The sequence below is a fragment of the Paracoccus sediminicola genome (assembly GCF_027912835.1).
Classification (GTDB): Bacteria; Pseudomonadota; Alphaproteobacteria; order Rhodobacterales; family Rhodobacteraceae; genus Paracoccus; species Paracoccus sediminicola.
The window spans coordinates 2,853,830-2,868,281 of the sequence record NZ_CP115768.1 but is presented as its reverse complement, the minus strand read 5'-3'; the positions used below and the strand labels follow the sequence as shown (position 1 = coordinate 2,868,281).

Here is a 14,452-nt window from a genome sequence, read left to right as displayed (position 1 = left end):
AGATGACGCGCAACGCACTCATCCTCATCGCAGCGGTCGGTCTGGCCGCTGCGATCCTGATCCTCTGGCGCGGCAGCGCGGCGACTGAGACAGCCGCGCAGGATCAGGCCGTGATCGCGCTTGGCCAGCGGCTCTACGCCGAAAACTGCGCCAGTTGCCACGGCGCCGATCTGGAAGGCCAGCCGGACTGGCAGACCCCGCTGGAAAATGGCCGCTATCCGGCGCCCCCGCATGACGAGACCGGCCACACATGGCATCACGCCGACCCGCTGCTGGAACGGATCATTCGCGACGGCACGGCCGCCGTGGTCGGCGATGGGTATGAAAGCGACATGCCCGGTTTCGGCGATGTCATGAGTGACGCCGAAATTGCCGCCGTTCTGGACTATATCAAATCGACCTGGCCCGAACGGGAGCGCGCAATCCAGAGCCGCATGACCAGCAACAGCGCGCCTTGACAACCCGGCGTGTCACCAACATAGCCAAGGAGTTATTCCAATGCAGAAAAGAACCGCCGCCATATCCTTGACGCTTCTGGTCCTCGCCGGATGCGCGGCTCAGGCGCCCGACGTCGCAGCCGAGGCCGCGTCCCCCTATCCGATCCCGGACGAAGTCGTCGCCGTCGCCGGCCCCAATCAGGACCTGACGACGGCACGGCTGGACCCGGCGGACGATTGCTACTGGTATTATCACGCCGGGCCGGTCGAAACGACGCTGGTGCCGCTGCGCGCCGCGAATGGCAACCAGATCTGCAACGTGCGCGCGTCCTGACGCCAGGCATTACCGGAAGGCACGCGACTAGCTGACGGCCGACACGCTGCCTTCCGGCGAATAGAGATATGCGGTCGCGCCGATCTGGACCCGCGGATACAGTTCGTTGATGTGGGCCATGACCATGCGGACGCAGCCGGAACTGGCGCGGCTGCCGATCGAGGTTGGAAACGGCGTGCCGTGAATGCGCAGATAGGTATCGCGGTCGCCGAGATAGAGATACAGCGCACGCGAACCCAGAGCGTTCCGAGGGCCGGGTTCCATGCCGTCCTCATATTGCGCATAGATCTCGGGTTCGCGCTCGATCATGTTGCGCGTCGGGGTCCAATGCGGCCATTCGGCCTTGCGCTTGATCGTATAGGTGCCCGGCTCATACAGATCGCCCCGGCCGATAGCGACGCCGTAGCGCATCGCCGTGCCACCCTCTTCGATGTGGTAAAGGTATCTTGCCACGGCATCGACATGAATATCGCCCGGCACCAGACCATCATTCGCGACGATCCGCTGCGGCAGGAAGCGCGGATGCAGACCCCAGGGATTGGGGCCACCGGCTTCCACCTCGGCATCCCAGGCGGCCTTCTGCGTCGCGTCGGGCCAGGTCGATGCCATTAACGGATTGGCAGCGGCAGCCGAGAACAGGGCGGTTGTCGTCCGAATGAAATGTCTGCGTGTCAGCATGTGATTGCTCCTCATTTATTTCTAACTTGAGAGAATGTGGTAAATGCAGCGAGTTCAGCGCCCATCTACCTCTGGCGTCGCCGCAGGTCCGCCTTCCAGATCGGCGATCAGCGCCTTCATCTCGGCGATTTCCAGCGTCTGGGCCTCGATGATGCTGTCCGCCAGCGCCCGCACGCGAGGATCCGAGATATCCGCGCGGGTGGATGTCAGGATCGCAATCGAGTGATGCGGAATCATCGCCTTCATCCAGGCGGTGTCGTCGACCGTTGCCTGACTGCGAACCAGAAACAGGCCGAGGGCAAATGCCAGAATTGAAAGGCCTGCGACGGTCATATTGGCGCGCTGGTTGCGATACATCCCAAGCATGAAGGCCAGCATGATCAGCGCCATGGCGCCGCCCATGTAAAGCGCCATCCACATCCGGGTCTGGCTGAAAAAGACATGATCCATCGCCCAGGTGTTCAGATACATCAGCCCGAACATGATCACCGTCGAGGTAGCGATCATCGCCGCAAAACGGCCATAGCTTCCGCCGCTCTGGCTTCCGTGGCTATTGTGTCGATCAGAATTATCCATAGCGTTGTCCTTTCGTGAAATGCTTCAATTGCCACGCGAGGCCGCAACCAGTTCGGCCAGTTCCGTTGATGAAATGGCGCCAAAGCGCGAATCCGATCCGGCGATGAAGGTGGGTGTGCCGACAAGCCCCATCGCCTCGGCCAGCGCATTGGACTGCTGGATATGTTGGGCAATCTCCGGGCCGCCCATATCGCGCTGCAACTGCTGAGTGTCTAAACCCATGGATCGCGCAACACGCAGGACGCTGGCCCTTTCGGCCCGGGGTTTCTGACTCATCAAGGCGCGATGAAAGTCGGCGTAGCGGCCCTGCTTGCGCGACGCCAGCGCCGCGCGGGCCGCGAAAACCGAACCCTCGCCAAAGACCGGCCATTCCCGCATCACCATCCGCAAGCCGGGATCGGCTCCTAACACGGCATCCACCACTGGCATCATCGCACGGCAGAACTGGCAGTTATAGTCGAAGAACTCGATCAGAGTCGCATCGCCGTCAGGATTGCCGAAGATCGGCGCATTCGCGTCATGTTCAAGCTGCCTGCGGAATTCGGGTGGAAGCGAATGACCAGCCCAAGATAGGCGCGGTGCGATGGCCATCGCCGGGGCGGTAAGGGCCAGGGTCAGGATCATGCGTCGCTGAAACATCATGTCACTCCCGTCACGCCGAGACCGCGAACGTCGTCATCATGCCGCTGGCAAGATGCGGCATGTGGTGACAATGCAGCATCCATTCCGCCGCCTCGCCCGCATCCAGCGCCACCGTGACCATCGACATGGGCGGCACATAGACCGTGTCGCGCAATGCACCGGAAAACCGTCTGCCATTGATCGCGACAACTTGGAAATGATGGCCATGCAGATGCATGGGATGGCCCATCATCGACATGTTGTGGCACATGATCTCGACCCGCTGGCCTGTTTTGGCCGTAACCGGAATCCGATCCTCGAACACGCGGTCGTTGATGGTCCAGCGATAGGGCTGCATCTGCCCGCCCAGCATCACCATGGGTGATGCATCGGCAACTCGTTCCGTCAGCGGAGCAACGGCCCGCAAGGCGGCTTCCTGTGCAAGGTCGATATCGAATGCAGGTGCGGCCTCGTCTGCCATTCCAAGCATGACCGGCACCTTGGCGCCAGCGGTCGCAAGGATAAGGCCGGTGCGCTCCTGCGCGCCTTCGCGCAGAGCAAGGATCGGCCATGCGCCGCCTCCGGTGGGCAGGTCAAGCTCGATATCCAGGCGCTGCCCCATGGCCAGACCAAAGCGCGTTCCTGGCAAGGGCTGCACCGGCTGGCCATCCACCGCAACAAGCCGACCCGGAACCTCGCCGCTGTCGAGCCAGAATACCGTGGCCGCAGCCCCGTTGATGACCCGCAGCAGGATACGGCCGCCCTTCTCGACCTGCACGACCTCTGGGTCGCTCAGGGTGCGGTCATTCGCCAGATAGGCATCGAAATCGAAGTCGTTCAGGTCCATCTGCATCCCGCTCATACCGGCCATGGTCATGCCACCCATTTCCGACATCCCGTTCATGGGCATGCCGCCACCCATGTCGTGACCGGCATGGGGATCGGCTGGTTGCGACATTTCGGCTTCGGCGGCCTCGTCATGCCCCTTTCCCGAGCGGATTTCTTCCAGCACCTCTTCCGGCGAGCGGAACGAAAAGTCGTGAAGGAACATGGTGACCTCTTGCCGATCAACTCGCAGATCCTCAGGGCGGCGGACGATCAGGGGTGCGGCCAGCAACTGCATCTCCTGAATGGGCACATGGCTGTGCATCCAGTGCGTGCCTGCTGCGGCCTCAAAATCATAGGCACGCGTCTCTCCTGGCTTCAGCAGCGGCATCGGCATATCGGGAACGCCGTCCTGCGCGTTCGGCGGGATCTGTCCATGCCAATGAATGATCGTCGGCTCGGTCAGATCATTGGTCAGGTCCAGCAGGAAACGCTGGCCGGGGTCCAGAATCAGCCCGGGCGTTCCGTTGCCGTTGATCAGCCCGAAAACAGTGGCGGCGCGGCCATCGATGTCAAGCGTGCGCGTCGTTGCCTGCAATGCCAGCGCGGCTGGCTGCGCAAAGCCCGCGCGCGGGATGACAAAAGCTGCGGCCATGGCAGCGGATGCGGTCAGAAAGCCGCGGCGATTCAGTGTGCAAGTCATATGAATAATCCATCAGATCCCGTAGGGCGAACCATGTTCGGCACCTTGAAAGGTGCGGCAAGCAAGTGTTCAGATGGATTTCGGAGGGCGGTATCCGGGGCCGACCAGACGGCCCTCACGTGTCACTGCTATAGAGTGCCATTTCAGCGAATGCTCGGTCTCAACAGGCGCAAGTTGCGCGGCAGCAAGCCAGGGCGTAGGTGTGCCGACACATACAATCGCACAGGCATCGGTCATATCGTGCCGAGAAGGCTCTCCTGAATAACCGTGCTCATGCCCGGTTGTATCGCCGGGATGGCTGATCGAAGCGACAACGTGATCGGTCGGCAGTCCGGCTGGGCCAGCACTTTGCCCATGCTCCGTCGTGCCCGCCAACACGAGCAGAACAACAAGCACAGAACATATCGCGCGGCACATCATGTGGTTGAGTTGGAACCGATGAAACTAGCTTGACAATACGCAGGACAGGCTCTCGTTGCAATTCACGGTTTAATCAACAGAGGGTGTAGGTTTCTCCCTTCAGAGCCATTGACCGGCAGCCCTCCCCCGAGGTTCTGCCACCTTCCGCCTCCCCGCCGGTCTGACCGGCGATGTATGACTTGCCATGCGCGCGAGGCTGAGCCTCATGTGGGATGCAAGTCGGAGGCACTGGGCATGGTGAAGCGATTGAGGTTGAACGAGAAATCGGTGCGGGAGGCCGCGCCGGAACCGGGCCGGGACTATCAGATCTTCGACAGCGAGGTGCGGGGCTTTGCCATCTGCATCTACCGCTCGGGCAATCGGGCCTTCACGCTGGATTACCGCCATGCCGGGCGGCAACGGCGGATGACGCTGGGGCGCTGGCCGGAATGGTCGACGGCGGCGACGCGGGAACGGGCAAAGGAGCTGCGCCGCAACATCGATGCCGGTGGCGACCCGCTGGGCGTGAAGGAAGACGGGAGGGACGCGCCCGCAAGCTCAAGGGATCGAAATCAACGCCGGTGTGCGCCAACCGGGTCGGCGAGGTGCTCCGAAAGATGTTCACCTATGCGCAAAGCTGGGCTGGCGTGAGGACAATTCGGCATCGGGATTACGCCGCCGGATCGAGAACCAGCGCGAGCGGTTCCTGCCACTGGGGGATCAACAATCGTGGTCGGAAGTAAGTGGTTGCCGCTTGCCGTCAACGGGCCAACGTAAAATGCCGCGCCAAGCATGCAATGGCAGGTCTGGTGATTGCTGCAATGTAGCGCCGAACCGAGCGCAAAAGTCCGCTCTGGGCCGGTCGCGACGCGGTTGGGGCGGCGAAGGAACGTCGCGACGCAAACCTCCGACCGGTCACCCCGTTAGATCGTCGGCGGCGCTGACACCGGCGGCAGGTTCAAGCTTGTGCCGCGCATGTTTGCCCTCGTGGAGGGGAATCTTTGCGCAATCTAGGCCAAGCCCGGCGAGGAAAGATATCACACCAGCAGCCGTCTTGAACTCCCGGATTTTGATGTCATTGTTCGTTTTGCGCGTGCGTGCTGTTACAAGGCGCTTCTGATCTCCCTCCTCGGATACCGCGCGCATGACCCATAAACCGTAGTACGTGGGGCCTTTCTTTTTTGCGGCCTCAAGACAAAGGACTTCAATGCGATAGCCGCTCTTAGCTAGCGCCCGAAACCGGGCCTCAGTCGCGATATCCAGATCTGTACTTTCCCAAGCCATGGTCTTGCTCCCGCTGTTTGCAGCACTGCTGCCCTGGCTGCACGCGATCAATTTTCAATAATATATCATAGGTAGCAAGATGTATTATCGATAGGGCGCAGCAGAGCCTTCCGATTCCTCTGGCGACTCCGGACCCTGGGCCGACATGACATGCTGCTCAAACCATTGTAAACTTTGGCCTACCCTTCTTTGAGACATCACATGCGCAAGCCCACGTCATCCTCGGACCCTGTCCAGCTCGACCTTTTTGCCCCGGCGCCGTCTCCCGCCCATCTGGAGGATTGCGCCGATTATGCGCGCGGCGCCGCGCCCGTCACATCATCCCCTATGCGGCCAGAAGAGATGAGCGACGAGGCCTTGCTGGCGGAGCTTCCCAAAGCGTCGGTGGCGTCCGTCTCGGGTCTTGGCGCCGAGCTGATCAAGCGGCGCCCCTTGGGCTGGCAAGAGGCAGCCCTCAAACTCTGGGGTCGGTTTCTTGGCTTTGGGGGCGAGAGGCCCACGGTAGAGCAAGAGCTCGTCCTCACCATGGCGATCACCACGGCTGATCGGAACTTGGTGGAGGCAATCCTGCGCATGGGGCAGATTCTACCCTGCTTCGAGCCATTCCTTGTTCGGGCAGCAGCCGCCAGTAGAGTTACTCTTCCCAAATCCATTGTGGAGGCCGGGCTGAGCAGCGCACAAGCAGATGTGCGCTGTGCGGCCTTGAGTTTGGCTGTGGCCTCGGATGTCTCGCTCGATGACATCTACCCCTATTTGACAGACCCTGTGCGCGAGGTCCGCCGGGCAGCTGCAGTCGCCCTTGCGGAGGCGGGAGAAGAAGATGCGCGCGACGTGTTGCTCTACGAGATCCGTGTGCGCCCAAGCCGAACTCTCCTTGACGCGCTCAGCTTCGTCGCCAACGAGGATGTTGTCATCCGGCTTGGTCAGCTCGCACGTCAAAGTCCGAAATGGTGTGAGCCGGTCATTGCTGTGCTGGAAACCATCGATCACCCGAAGGCGAGCAAGGTCATTGCCAGCCTTATGCGCTGACCCGCTTCGCTGTAGCAGATTGCCTCGCGACCGCCCTCAACCGGCTGCCGCCTCATTCAGGAACTGATCAAGTTGGCGCGTGCCTTTCTGGTAGGCCTCAGCGTTGGGCGCTGGCCTCGGCTCAGACCTCGATGCCTTCTTGCCTCTGTTGTCTTTCATGGCTTCAACCTCCGCGCGGCGCCTGCCGCCCGCCTTTGCCTTTTTCTTCGCCGGCGCGTTGGGCTCCGCTCCGGGCAACTCCAACGCCCCCACCTTTGCCTCCAGTGCCTTGATCTGCCCCTCCAGCCCGCGCACCTGATCGCTGGCAGACGGGTATGGCAGTGGGCCGCTCTGCTGATCATAGATCGCCTTGAAGAAGCTGTCCTCATAGTACTTGATCCGCTTGGCGCGCACGGGCATCTGAGCATCGACCACCATGACAATGTCGTCGAGCGCCATGCGGCGGGCCTCATCCTCAGGCAGCAGCGCAGTTTCTTCGGTGCGTTCGGACATGCTGCGCCCGGCGAAGGGATTGCGGCCGATCGCGCGGGAGCGTGTGACCACGCGTTTCGTGGTCTTGCCGACGGCCTTGCTCAGTTCTTCGATGGTCTTCTCATCAGAGGGGGTGAGGTAGAGTTTGATCCCGGCATTGCCCTGTAGGGCGCGGCGGGCGTTTTCACCGTAGATCTCGTCGAGGGCGGGAATGGTCTGGGTGACGATGGCGAGATTGGCACGGTAGGAGCGCAGGGTTTCGATACTGTCGAGCACGATGGGCATTTTGCCCAGGCGGTTGAACTCGTCGAGCATGATCATGACCGGCCAGGGCTCGTCCTCGCCTGGTTCATGGTCCTGCAGAGACGCCAACAGGTCGGAGAAGAAGAGCCGGATCAGCGGCGCCAGCGGTTTTACCATCAGCGGCTCGACCACGAGATAGACGCTGAAGGGCGTGCGGCGGATATCGCGGAAGTCGAAGTCTGACGTGGCCGTGGCGCGGTCAATGGCCGGGTTGGCCCATTGCTTGAGGCCGGAGGTCATCAAGAGCGATAGGTACGAGGTCAGCGTATCGTTGTTGGTCGAGGCCATGCGCATGAAGATCAGCTGGGCAGCGGGGTTCTGCACCTCATCGGCGCGGCGGCGATATTCCTTCTGCTTGTCGCCGCCCGAGGCGGTGATGCGGTAGATCTCGCCCAAGGTGGGCCGCTTGCGCTCGAAGGCCAAGAGACCCGCGGCGACGAAGAGATCGATGCCGCCATCCAGCAGGCCCTGCACGCGGTCACTGTCGGCCTGCAGAAAGAGCGAGGCCAGAAGCTGCAGCTCCATCTGCTGACGGTCGACATTCTCCAGCGAGGCGATGCGCAGAAGCGGGTTGTAGCGGTGCGAACGGCCATCCTTCCAATCGGTGGGCGCAAAGCGGAAGACCGCGTCGCCCTGCGCGGCGCGGTGCCGCGCCGTGGCCTCGAAGTTCTCACCTTTGACGTCGAGCACCACGGTGCTGCCCTGATAGGTCAACAGGTTCGGGATCACGAAGCCCGTGGTCTTGCCGCGTCCCGTGGGCGCCACGATCAGGGCATGCGGGAATACGGTGGAGAGCAAGAACGGCACTGAGCGCTTTGGCGGCCCTGTCTTGCCGAGGATGAAGCCCTGACCGGGCTCGCCCATGAAGCCGTTGCGCTTGAGCTCACTGCGCGTCTGCCAGTGGGTCTCGCCAAACCGTGTGAGCATATCGTTCATCAGGATCGCGCTCAGTAGCAGCCCGGCCCCAGTGCTGGTCCCGATGATCAGATGCACGATGGTCATGTCGCCGGGATGGGCGGTGCGCAGCTCAGCGTAGCTGCGGGCAATCACCAGGAAGTCGATCTCGGCGCCCATGCCATACCAATGGAAGGCGAGGAAGGCCGAAGCCAGCGCATAGCCCAAGGCCGCGCCAAGCAGGGCAAAGCTCAGCACGCCGATGACTATCCGTCCCTTACCCATGACGCGGTCCCCCTTCGCCATCGGTGTCGCCATGGCGCTCACGCTGCACGTCGATCTCTTCATTGGCGATCTCGTCCAACACATGTTCCATGGCCGCACTCTGGGCCAGCGCCGCATCGCTCTGCAGATAGGCTTTTGCCATGTAGAGCCGGTCCAGCCGGTCCTCGAGCACCTCCTCCAGCGCATCCTCATCGCCGGTGGCCAGATCGATGGCGCGCTCATCCCCGATCCGCGCGTCGATCTCGCCGCGGAAGGCCAGGCGCTCGGCCTCATCGCGGAACGGATCGCTGGCCGGGTCATCCCGCAGGCGGCCGAGCACCTCGGCCGCGGTTGGCGGCAGGCCGGCCAAATCTGCGTCCCGCGCCGCGCGGTCGGTGTCATCGAGCATGTCGCGTTCGCCACTGTCGCGCAGCACCTCGGCCTCTGCCAGGGCGCGACCCAATTCTCCATGCACGGTATCCAGCCGGTCGATGGCCTGCTCCAGCTCATCGGCCCGGGTCAGATCGAGTCCTTCGGTCTCGGCAATGGCGCGCAGGTCGCGGGCCAGCCATTGCCGCTCGAGCGCGGCGTTCTCCGCGCCAAGCTCCACGCGGGCGACCACGTCCTCGGCTGAGATGCCGGTGCCCTCGAGCGCACGCTCGATCCGGTCGGCCAACGCATCGGTGCCAAGTCGGTCCACGACCTCAAAGTCGATATTCGCCGCGGAATAGACACCGCTGCTCGACGGTTCTTCGAGCAGCGTGTGGGACTGTGTCCCGAGCGGGCTCAGATGGGAGATGTCGCGGTAGATCTCGTTCAGCTCATATTCCAGTTCCACGCGCCGCTCCGCGGGGGCTTCGGCCACTACACGCTCGGCCTGGGCGATCTTGTCATGGAAGGCCTCCACGACCGCGTCGAATGAGGGCTGGTCCTCTGCCATGCCGTATACCTTTCCATCTGCTGTGAGGGGCTGCCCCCGGTCCAAGGCCATCGCGGCCTTCTCCAGGGCGCGAGCGATGTCCTCGTAGTTCTGCTTGGAGGCCTCGGCCGCGAGCCCACGATAGGCCCGGGAATGGCCCGCGATCTCGGCCAAGGTCCGGTCCAGCTCCGGGCCCACCCGCTGGCGCTCGCAGAGCTCCTGGCCGGTTTCCATCGCGCGGCGGATTTCGGCGTCCGCGGGCGGTTTCGCTGTGTGGCCACGCTCGACCCGGCGGGTGGCCTCGAGCCGCAGCCCGTAGCGGTCGCCGACCTCCACCATCGCCTCGCGGAAGGCGTCGTAGTTGAAGTGATGGCCTTCCTTGAGAAAGAACAGCTCGCCATCCTTGCTCCGCCGGTTCAGCACGATATGCGCATGGGGGTGATCACGGTCTTCATGCACGGCGGCGATATAGTCGAAGTGGCTGCCGTCCCCTTGGAAGAACCGCTCGCAGATCTCGCGGGTGATCTCACCCACATCTTCCCCGCGCGTGCCGATGGGATAGGCCATCAAGAGATGCGAGGTATGGCCAAGCTTGGGGTTGAACCGCTCATCCCATTGCGCCGCAAAGCGGCGGGTGACCTGTTCGACCTCTTTGTTGCTCAGCCGGGCCTGCCCGTCATAGGTGCCACGGCTGTCGATGATCAGGGAGGATTTCGAGGTGAGGTAGCCCAGTTGGTTGCTGAGCTGCGCACGGGAATGGGTGCCACCCGAGCGGATGGCTTTGAAGATGGCTGGCGTATGCCCCATGGCGGCGCGCACCATCTGCTTCTGCCGACCCCGCGGTGCGCTGCCGCTGATCCGGCTCCAGTCACGATCGAAGAAGGCGTCGCGATGCGCGGCTATCGCGTTATTCCGCGCCATCGCCCACTCCCTGCAATACGCGCGCGACCTCGCCCGAGAGCGCCTTGCGCCGACGCTCAGCCATCTCCTGCACCTGGTCGGCAATGTCGAAGACAAGCGCTCCAATGGCGCGCACTTGGGAATGGGCGCCCTCACCATAGGGCGCCACCTTGCCGCGCTGCTTGGCCTCGTTCAGGCGCTGCGCGATCTGGTTCACGTTGTTGCCTGCGCGGTTGAGCGCCGCCGACAGCCCGCGCATTTCCGAGGCCAGATCATCATCGGGCACGAAGAGATCGCTCGCCGCATGGATCAGCCGCCGCAGCGCCTCCGCCCGGCTGGCGATCTGACGCCGGGACAGCAGCGCATCGAAGTCCCGCAACTCCCTCTCGGTCAGCCGCACATTGACCAACTCGGTGCGCACCCTGCCATCGACCTTGCGGTTCTGATCGCCCTGCAGCGTGTAGTAGATCGTCCGCTCCGTGACGCCATACGCCCGCGCCAGATCGGCCACCGCCACGCCCTCCGAGCGCTTGCGCACGATGGCGAAGCGCTGCTCTCCTGTGAGCCGGATCATCGATTTGGCGGGGCGGGCGGCCATGTGAAGTAATCATCCCTATTTCTTGCCACTCTCATACGAGGCAGGGTCGTTATGACGGATCATAACGATTGACGCAATGCTATAGCTTTGCATCAAATGCCTCGTATTCCGTGTGGCAGCCCTCAGGCTGCCTCCTCCGCCGGGGGCAGGATGCACCCCGGCGGGTCTTCAAGCACCGGGGCGATCCCGGGCTTGGAAGGGCTGCGGGCCGGCGTGTTTTGGCCAAGCCGCGCAGCCAAACATGACAACGCGCCACCGAACGATCGGCAGCGCGTTATGCGATTTGCAAGCGGTGTTTGGGCCCGAAGGCCCGCCACCAGGATCAGTCTTCGATGACGGCTGCCTCAGCCCGGCGCCGTTCATCATGGCTGAAGTCGTCGATCTGCTCGGCAGCGAGGGTGACGCCGTAGACGGTCGAGCCGTCCTGGGCCTCCCACTGGCTCTGGCGGATCGTGCCGCGGGCGTGGACGATATCGCCGGGGCGGATATTGGCCTTGGCCCAGGTGATGGTCGCCTCGTTGAAGAGCGTGACTTCGTTCCAGAAGGTGTTCTGCTGGAACTCGCCGCGGTCGTCCTTGCGACCGTATTCCGAGGCGAGGCTGATCCGAAGGGTCGGGCCAACCTCTTTGAGTTTGCCAACCCGGCCGATGATCTGGAATTCGCTGAAGCTCCGCATGATCTCATCTCCTGTTCATTGCGTGGTTCGATGACAAACGCCCGCGGCCGGGACGGGCCGCGATCAACTGCAAAATCGGAGGGTCCACCTCGTGGAAACCGGTTTTGTGGTTGAAGGGCGCCCCGCGTCCGCTCGCTAAGCCCGGCCCGCGCCAAAGGTTGCGTTGTGAGACCCACGCGAACAGGAGAGGCAAGGCATGGAGCGCGAGACCGAGGGAATTCCGGATCGGCCCGGGGGCAGCTCAGCTCCGTTGGTCCAGCTCAAGGATCGTGGCGACGAACGGCGCGCTGCTCACCGCGGCATGATCACAGACCCCGAGGAGACGCTCACCCGCAAAAAGCGGCCCGAACTGGGCAGAGCAGTCCGGGCCGAGGCAGCGATCGAGGTCCAGGCGGCGGCGCTCGATCTGAGACAGACAGTGTCAGTGGGTTTGGCTGTCGATCCACCGGCTCATCAGTTGGCGATCCTGGAAACATTCATCCGGCACATGGGTGCGCTTCATGGCGGCCAGACGCTCGGCAAAGGCGACCTGCTTGGAGGTCGGCCGGCGGGCAGCATCCGAATTACGCGCCACGGCCTTCTGCTCATCGATCCAGCGCGACAAAGCCCGGCGATCCTGCTGCGCCTGCCAGGGCAGCACGGCGTTGGCCTGCAGGGACAGCTGGCGCGCATAGAGGATTTGCTTTTGCGTCGGCGGCAGCGGCGTCGGGGCGTGCTGAAGTTCAGCGGCATCAGACATAGGGGCAGCTCCTTTGTTGATAGCCCCAGACTGGAACAAAAGGGGATCAAGGTCAACCATGTTATGCACCCTATCGAGCACGGCACAACATGTAGATGTCGGCCATTCCTTTGGACACCCATCGCGCAATCCGGCGCCTTGCGCCGTTCCGGTCGGCAAGCGGGGGCCTCCCGCGCGCCGACCGGAAATTTTGAATGCAGCGCCGCCGGGGGCTCCGGCAGCGCGGCAGTGCTCAGTGGGTCCAGCTCTCCGTGCCATGGGGCGTCACGAAGAGCGTGCGGCCAAAGAGGCGCACAGGCTGCGTGCTGCCATCGCTACGCGCGACATGTCCGCAATTGCCGTCATACTGGGGATGCTCCGGCCAATCGGGCCGCGTGGTGAAGCCTGTGACATTGTAGCACCATGGCCCGGGGATCGCCGGGCCGAGGGCATAGGCAAAGCTGCCGGTCTCCGGATCGAAGCTGTCCAGCGGTCGCACGAATTCCCGTGCGACCTGCCAGCCGTCTACCTCGCCCACCTGCCAGCCGGTGCCGTCTTCGCGGCGCAGGTCTTGCGTGATCTGAACCTTGGTCATTGCGCGGCCTCCTCTGCCGTCTCGCCGATAAAGAATTCATCCGGCGCGCCATTGAGCAGTGTGCCGGTCTGGTCCGTCAGCCCGATGGCATCACCGGTGCGGGTGTAGAGGATCAGATATTGCCCAAGCTGGTCGCGGGTGACGCGATAGCCCGGGTTGGCCCAGTGAACGCGGTGTCCCGCGTCCACGGCTGCCTTGATCTCTTGCAAGGTCACTTGAGCGCCTCCTCGAGCATGGCGATGGCCACGAGGCAATCGTCGATGAACGGGCCTTCCTCGCCGTCGAGGTCTTTGAGCTCCAGCCGATTGAGGGCCGCATAGAGCGCGGCCCGGGCCTCCCGCGCGGCGTCGCGCAGGGTGACCATGGCGTCGAGCCGGGCGGTGGCGAAGTCGTCGCTGTGATAATCGGGCTGCAGGCTCATACCGTCGCCTCCCGCTTCCAGCGCGGCGCGATGTCCTTCAGCGCCACGTCAAACGGGGGCAGCTGGTTATAGCCGTTCGCACTGCCCACCACCTGCACCTTGGCGCGTGCGTCGCCCACCTCGAGGATCTCCACGGTGAAGACACCGCCCAGGCCAGACGGCACGACGATCTCTTTCAAGCTCGCGAGGGTCTTGCCGCAATAGACGCATGCCGAATAATGCCCTGCGATGATGTGTCCGCCGGTGGTGCGATCACAATCGCAGGTCCAGAACTTCGGGGGCTGATATCTGCAAGCCATCTGTGGCCTCCTTCTCTCTCGCGGGCGGGGCCCCGTGCCCCTCTCTCCGCCTATGGGCTGCGCCGCGGCCAATCTGATCTGACCGGAAACGCATGTTTCCGGCGGAACAGAGTGGGTGGGAGCGAAGCCCGACCCACGGCCCGGGGGCGGACAGTCAAAGGATCGCAGACGGGGACATTGCGCGGCCCGCAGGCCCCAAAGGTCAAAAACGTTTCAGGCTGGAACAGGCTGAATAAGGATTTTGGCCGCAAAAGCAGAGGCCGAGGACACGGGGTCCCCGGCGAAGACGACGCGGCACGCGGCGCTTGTCTTTTTACTTTCCGAACCCGGGATGTTGGGCGGCCCAAATCAAACAGGATCGAGCCTGCGCGGGGCTGAGCGGGCCAAAGGCCCGTTGAAGCCCGGCGCAGACCATTGCCCTACTTGCCCGCGCGCCTGCGCGGCGGGCGCCATATTTTTACCCCGCACGAGGGGGCGTCACCCGCATGGGCCGAGACGGCGGAACGCT

General features: G+C 63.2%; 17 protein-coding genes and 1 pseudogene. 4 read left to right on the top strand and 14 right to left on the bottom strand.

The window, feature by feature from the left end; translation table 11 throughout:
• The first annotated feature begins 2 nt into the window (after positions 1-2).
• Together PAF18_RS14045 and PAF18_RS14040 are read left to right on the top strand one after the other, a co-directional pair.
• Positions 3-458 carry a c-type cytochrome gene (locus PAF18_RS14045; RefSeq protein WP_271116315.1) on the top strand — a complete coding sequence of 152 codons (456 nt, stop codon included), beginning with the start codon at positions 3-5 and terminating at the stop codon, positions 456-458.
• Between the two features lie 40 nt (positions 459-498).
• Positions 499-771: a hypothetical protein gene (locus PAF18_RS14040; protein ID WP_260278242.1), complete on the top strand. Its 273-nt coding sequence runs from the start codon at positions 499-501 to the stop codon at positions 769-771.
• Positions 772-798: 27 nt separating this feature from the next.
• Here the strand turns inward: PAF18_RS14040 and PAF18_RS14035 are convergent, their stop codons facing one another.
• From PAF18_RS14035 to PAF18_RS14020, 4 genes are all read right to left on the bottom strand, one after another.
• Positions 799-1,449: a L,D-transpeptidase gene (locus PAF18_RS14035; protein WP_271116314.1), complete on the bottom strand. Its 651-nt coding sequence runs from the start codon at positions 1,447-1,449 to the stop codon at positions 799-801.
• Between the two features lie 54 nt (positions 1,450-1,503).
• Positions 1,504-1,956 carry a DUF305 domain-containing protein gene (locus PAF18_RS14030; protein ID WP_010400332.1) on the bottom strand — a complete coding sequence of 151 codons (453 nt, stop codon included), beginning with the start codon at positions 1,954-1,956 and terminating at the stop codon, positions 1,504-1,506.
• A gap of 93 nt (positions 1,957-2,049) precedes the next feature.
• Positions 2,050-2,664: a DsbA family protein gene (locus PAF18_RS14025; protein WP_010400333.1), complete on the bottom strand. Its 615-nt coding sequence runs from the start codon at positions 2,662-2,664 to the stop codon at positions 2,050-2,052.
• Positions 2,665-2,677: 13 nt separating this feature from the next.
• Positions 2,678-4,126 carry a multicopper oxidase family protein gene (locus PAF18_RS14020; RefSeq protein WP_271116313.1) on the bottom strand — a complete coding sequence of 483 codons (1,449 nt, stop codon included), beginning with the start codon at positions 4,124-4,126 and terminating at the stop codon, positions 2,678-2,680.
• 702 nt (positions 4,127-4,828) lie between these two features.
• Here PAF18_RS14020 and PAF18_RS14015 point away from each other — a divergent pair.
• A pseudogene (locus tag PAF18_RS14015) lies at positions 4,829-5,282 on the top strand (Arm DNA-binding domain-containing protein); the annotation flags it as partial.
• Between the two features lie 206 nt (positions 5,283-5,488).
• On the opposite strand, the gene PAF18_RS14010 reads toward PAF18_RS14015, so the two are convergent.
• Positions 5,489-5,857, bottom strand: coding sequence for a hypothetical protein (locus PAF18_RS14010; RefSeq protein ID WP_271116312.1), 369 nt, complete (start codon positions 5,855-5,857; stop codon positions 5,489-5,491).
• Positions 5,858-6,058: 201 nt separating this feature from the next.
• Here PAF18_RS14010 and PAF18_RS14005 point away from each other — a divergent pair, with 201 nt between their 5' ends.
• Positions 6,059-6,886 (top strand): hypothetical protein, encoded by an 828-nt coding sequence (locus PAF18_RS14005; RefSeq protein ID WP_271116311.1) that lies wholly within the window; start codon positions 6,059-6,061, stop codon positions 6,884-6,886.
• 36 nt (positions 6,887-6,922) lie between these two features.
• On the opposite strand, the gene PAF18_RS14000 is transcribed toward PAF18_RS14005, so the two are convergent.
• From PAF18_RS14000 to PAF18_RS13960, 9 genes are all read right to left on the bottom strand, one after another.
• Complete coding sequence (locus PAF18_RS14000) at positions 6,923-8,839, bottom strand: type IV secretory system conjugative DNA transfer family protein (protein ID WP_271118147.1); 1,917 nt, start codon at positions 8,837-8,839, stop codon at positions 6,923-6,925.
• Positions 8,832-10,658 carry a relaxase/mobilization nuclease domain-containing protein gene (locus PAF18_RS13995; RefSeq protein WP_271116310.1) on the bottom strand — a complete coding sequence of 609 codons (1,827 nt, stop codon included), beginning with the start codon at positions 10,656-10,658 and terminating at the stop codon, positions 8,832-8,834. Before PAF18_RS13995 ends, PAF18_RS14000 begins: the two co-directional genes overlap by 8 nt.
• On the bottom strand, positions 10,645-11,211 hold the full coding sequence (gene mobC / locus PAF18_RS13990) for a plasmid mobilization relaxosome protein MobC (RefSeq protein WP_271116309.1): 567 nt from the start codon (positions 11,209-11,211) through the stop codon (positions 10,645-10,647). The genes PAF18_RS13995 and mobC overlap by 14 nt, the downstream gene beginning before the upstream one ends.
• Positions 11,212-11,557: 346 nt before the next feature.
• A complete protein-coding gene (locus PAF18_RS13985; RefSeq protein WP_271116308.1) occupies positions 11,558-11,911 on the bottom strand; it encodes a single-stranded DNA-binding protein in 354 nt (117 codons plus the stop codon).
• 421 nt (positions 11,912-12,332) lie between these two features.
• A complete protein-coding gene (locus PAF18_RS13980) occupies positions 12,333-12,650 on the bottom strand; it encodes a hypothetical protein (protein ID WP_271118146.1) in 318 nt (105 codons plus the stop codon).
• 232 nt (positions 12,651-12,882) lie between these two features.
• Positions 12,883-13,224 (bottom strand): hypothetical protein, encoded by a 342-nt coding sequence (locus PAF18_RS13975; RefSeq protein ID WP_271116307.1) that lies wholly within the window; start codon positions 13,222-13,224, stop codon positions 12,883-12,885.
• Positions 13,221-13,439 (bottom strand): hypothetical protein, encoded by a 219-nt coding sequence (locus tag PAF18_RS13970; RefSeq protein ID WP_271116306.1) that lies wholly within the window; start codon positions 13,437-13,439, stop codon positions 13,221-13,223. The genes PAF18_RS13975 and PAF18_RS13970 overlap by 4 nt, the downstream gene beginning before the upstream one ends.
• On the bottom strand, positions 13,436-13,645 hold the full coding sequence (locus PAF18_RS13965; RefSeq protein ID WP_271116305.1) for a hypothetical protein: 210 nt from the start codon (positions 13,643-13,645) through the stop codon (positions 13,436-13,438). Before PAF18_RS13965 ends, PAF18_RS13970 begins: the two co-directional genes overlap by 4 nt.
• Positions 13,642-13,944 (bottom strand): hypothetical protein, encoded by a 303-nt coding sequence (locus PAF18_RS13960; RefSeq protein ID WP_271116304.1) that lies wholly within the window; start codon positions 13,942-13,944, stop codon positions 13,642-13,644. Before PAF18_RS13960 ends, PAF18_RS13965 begins: the two co-directional genes overlap by 4 nt.
• Positions 13,945-14,452: the final 508 nt, after the last annotated feature.

Coding starts and splice junctions, on each gene's coding strand:
- mobC (WP_271116309.1), bottom strand. CDS start 11,211: ATGATCCGGCTCACAGGAGAGCAGCGCTTCGCCATCGTGCGCAAGCGC.
- PAF18_RS13995 (WP_271116310.1), bottom strand. CDS start 10,658: ATGGCGCGGAATAACGCGATAGCCGCGCATCGCGACGCCTTCTTCGAT.
- PAF18_RS14025 (WP_010400333.1), bottom strand. CDS start 2,664: ATGTTTCAGCGACGCATGATCCTGACCCTGGCCCTTACCGCCCCGGCG.
- PAF18_RS14000 (WP_271118147.1), bottom strand. CDS start 8,839: ATGGGTAAGGGACGGATAGTCATCGGCGTGCTGAGCTTTGCCCTGCTT.
- PAF18_RS14030 (WP_010400332.1), bottom strand. CDS start 1,956: ATGATCGCTACCTCGACGGTGATCATGTTCGGGCTGATGTATCTGAAC.
- PAF18_RS14040 (WP_260278242.1), top strand. CDS start 499: ATGCAGAAAAGAACCGCCGCCATATCCTTGACGCTTCTGGTCCTCGCC.
- PAF18_RS13985 (WP_271116308.1), bottom strand. CDS start 11,911: ATGCGGAGCTTCAGCGAATTCCAGATCATCGGCCGGGTTGGCAAACTC.
- PAF18_RS13965 (WP_271116305.1), bottom strand. CDS start 13,645: ATGAGCCTGCAGCCCGATTATCACAGCGACGACTTCGCCACCGCCCGG.
- PAF18_RS13980 (WP_271118146.1), bottom strand. CDS start 12,650: ATGTCTGATGCCGCTGAACTTCAGCACGCCCCGACGCCGCTGCCGCCG.
- PAF18_RS14005 (WP_271116311.1), top strand. CDS start 6,059: ATGCGCAAGCCCACGTCATCCTCGGACCCTGTCCAGCTCGACCTTTTT.
- PAF18_RS14020 (WP_271116313.1), bottom strand. CDS start 4,126: ATGGCCGCAGCTTTTGTCATCCCGCGCGCGGGCTTTGCGCAGCCAGCC.
- PAF18_RS14010 (WP_271116312.1), bottom strand. CDS start 5,857: ATGGCTTGGGAAAGTACAGATCTGGATATCGCGACTGAGGCCCGGTTT.
- PAF18_RS14045 (WP_271116315.1), top strand. CDS start 3: ATGACGCGCAACGCACTCATCCTCATCGCAGCGGTCGGTCTGGCCGCT.
- PAF18_RS13975 (WP_271116307.1), bottom strand. CDS start 13,224: ATGACCAAGGTTCAGATCACGCAAGACCTGCGCCGCGAAGACGGCACC.
- PAF18_RS13960 (WP_271116304.1), bottom strand. CDS start 13,944: ATGGCTTGCAGATATCAGCCCCCGAAGTTCTGGACCTGCGATTGTGAT.
- PAF18_RS14035 (WP_271116314.1), bottom strand. CDS start 1,449: ATGCTGACACGCAGACATTTCATTCGGACGACAACCGCCCTGTTCTCG.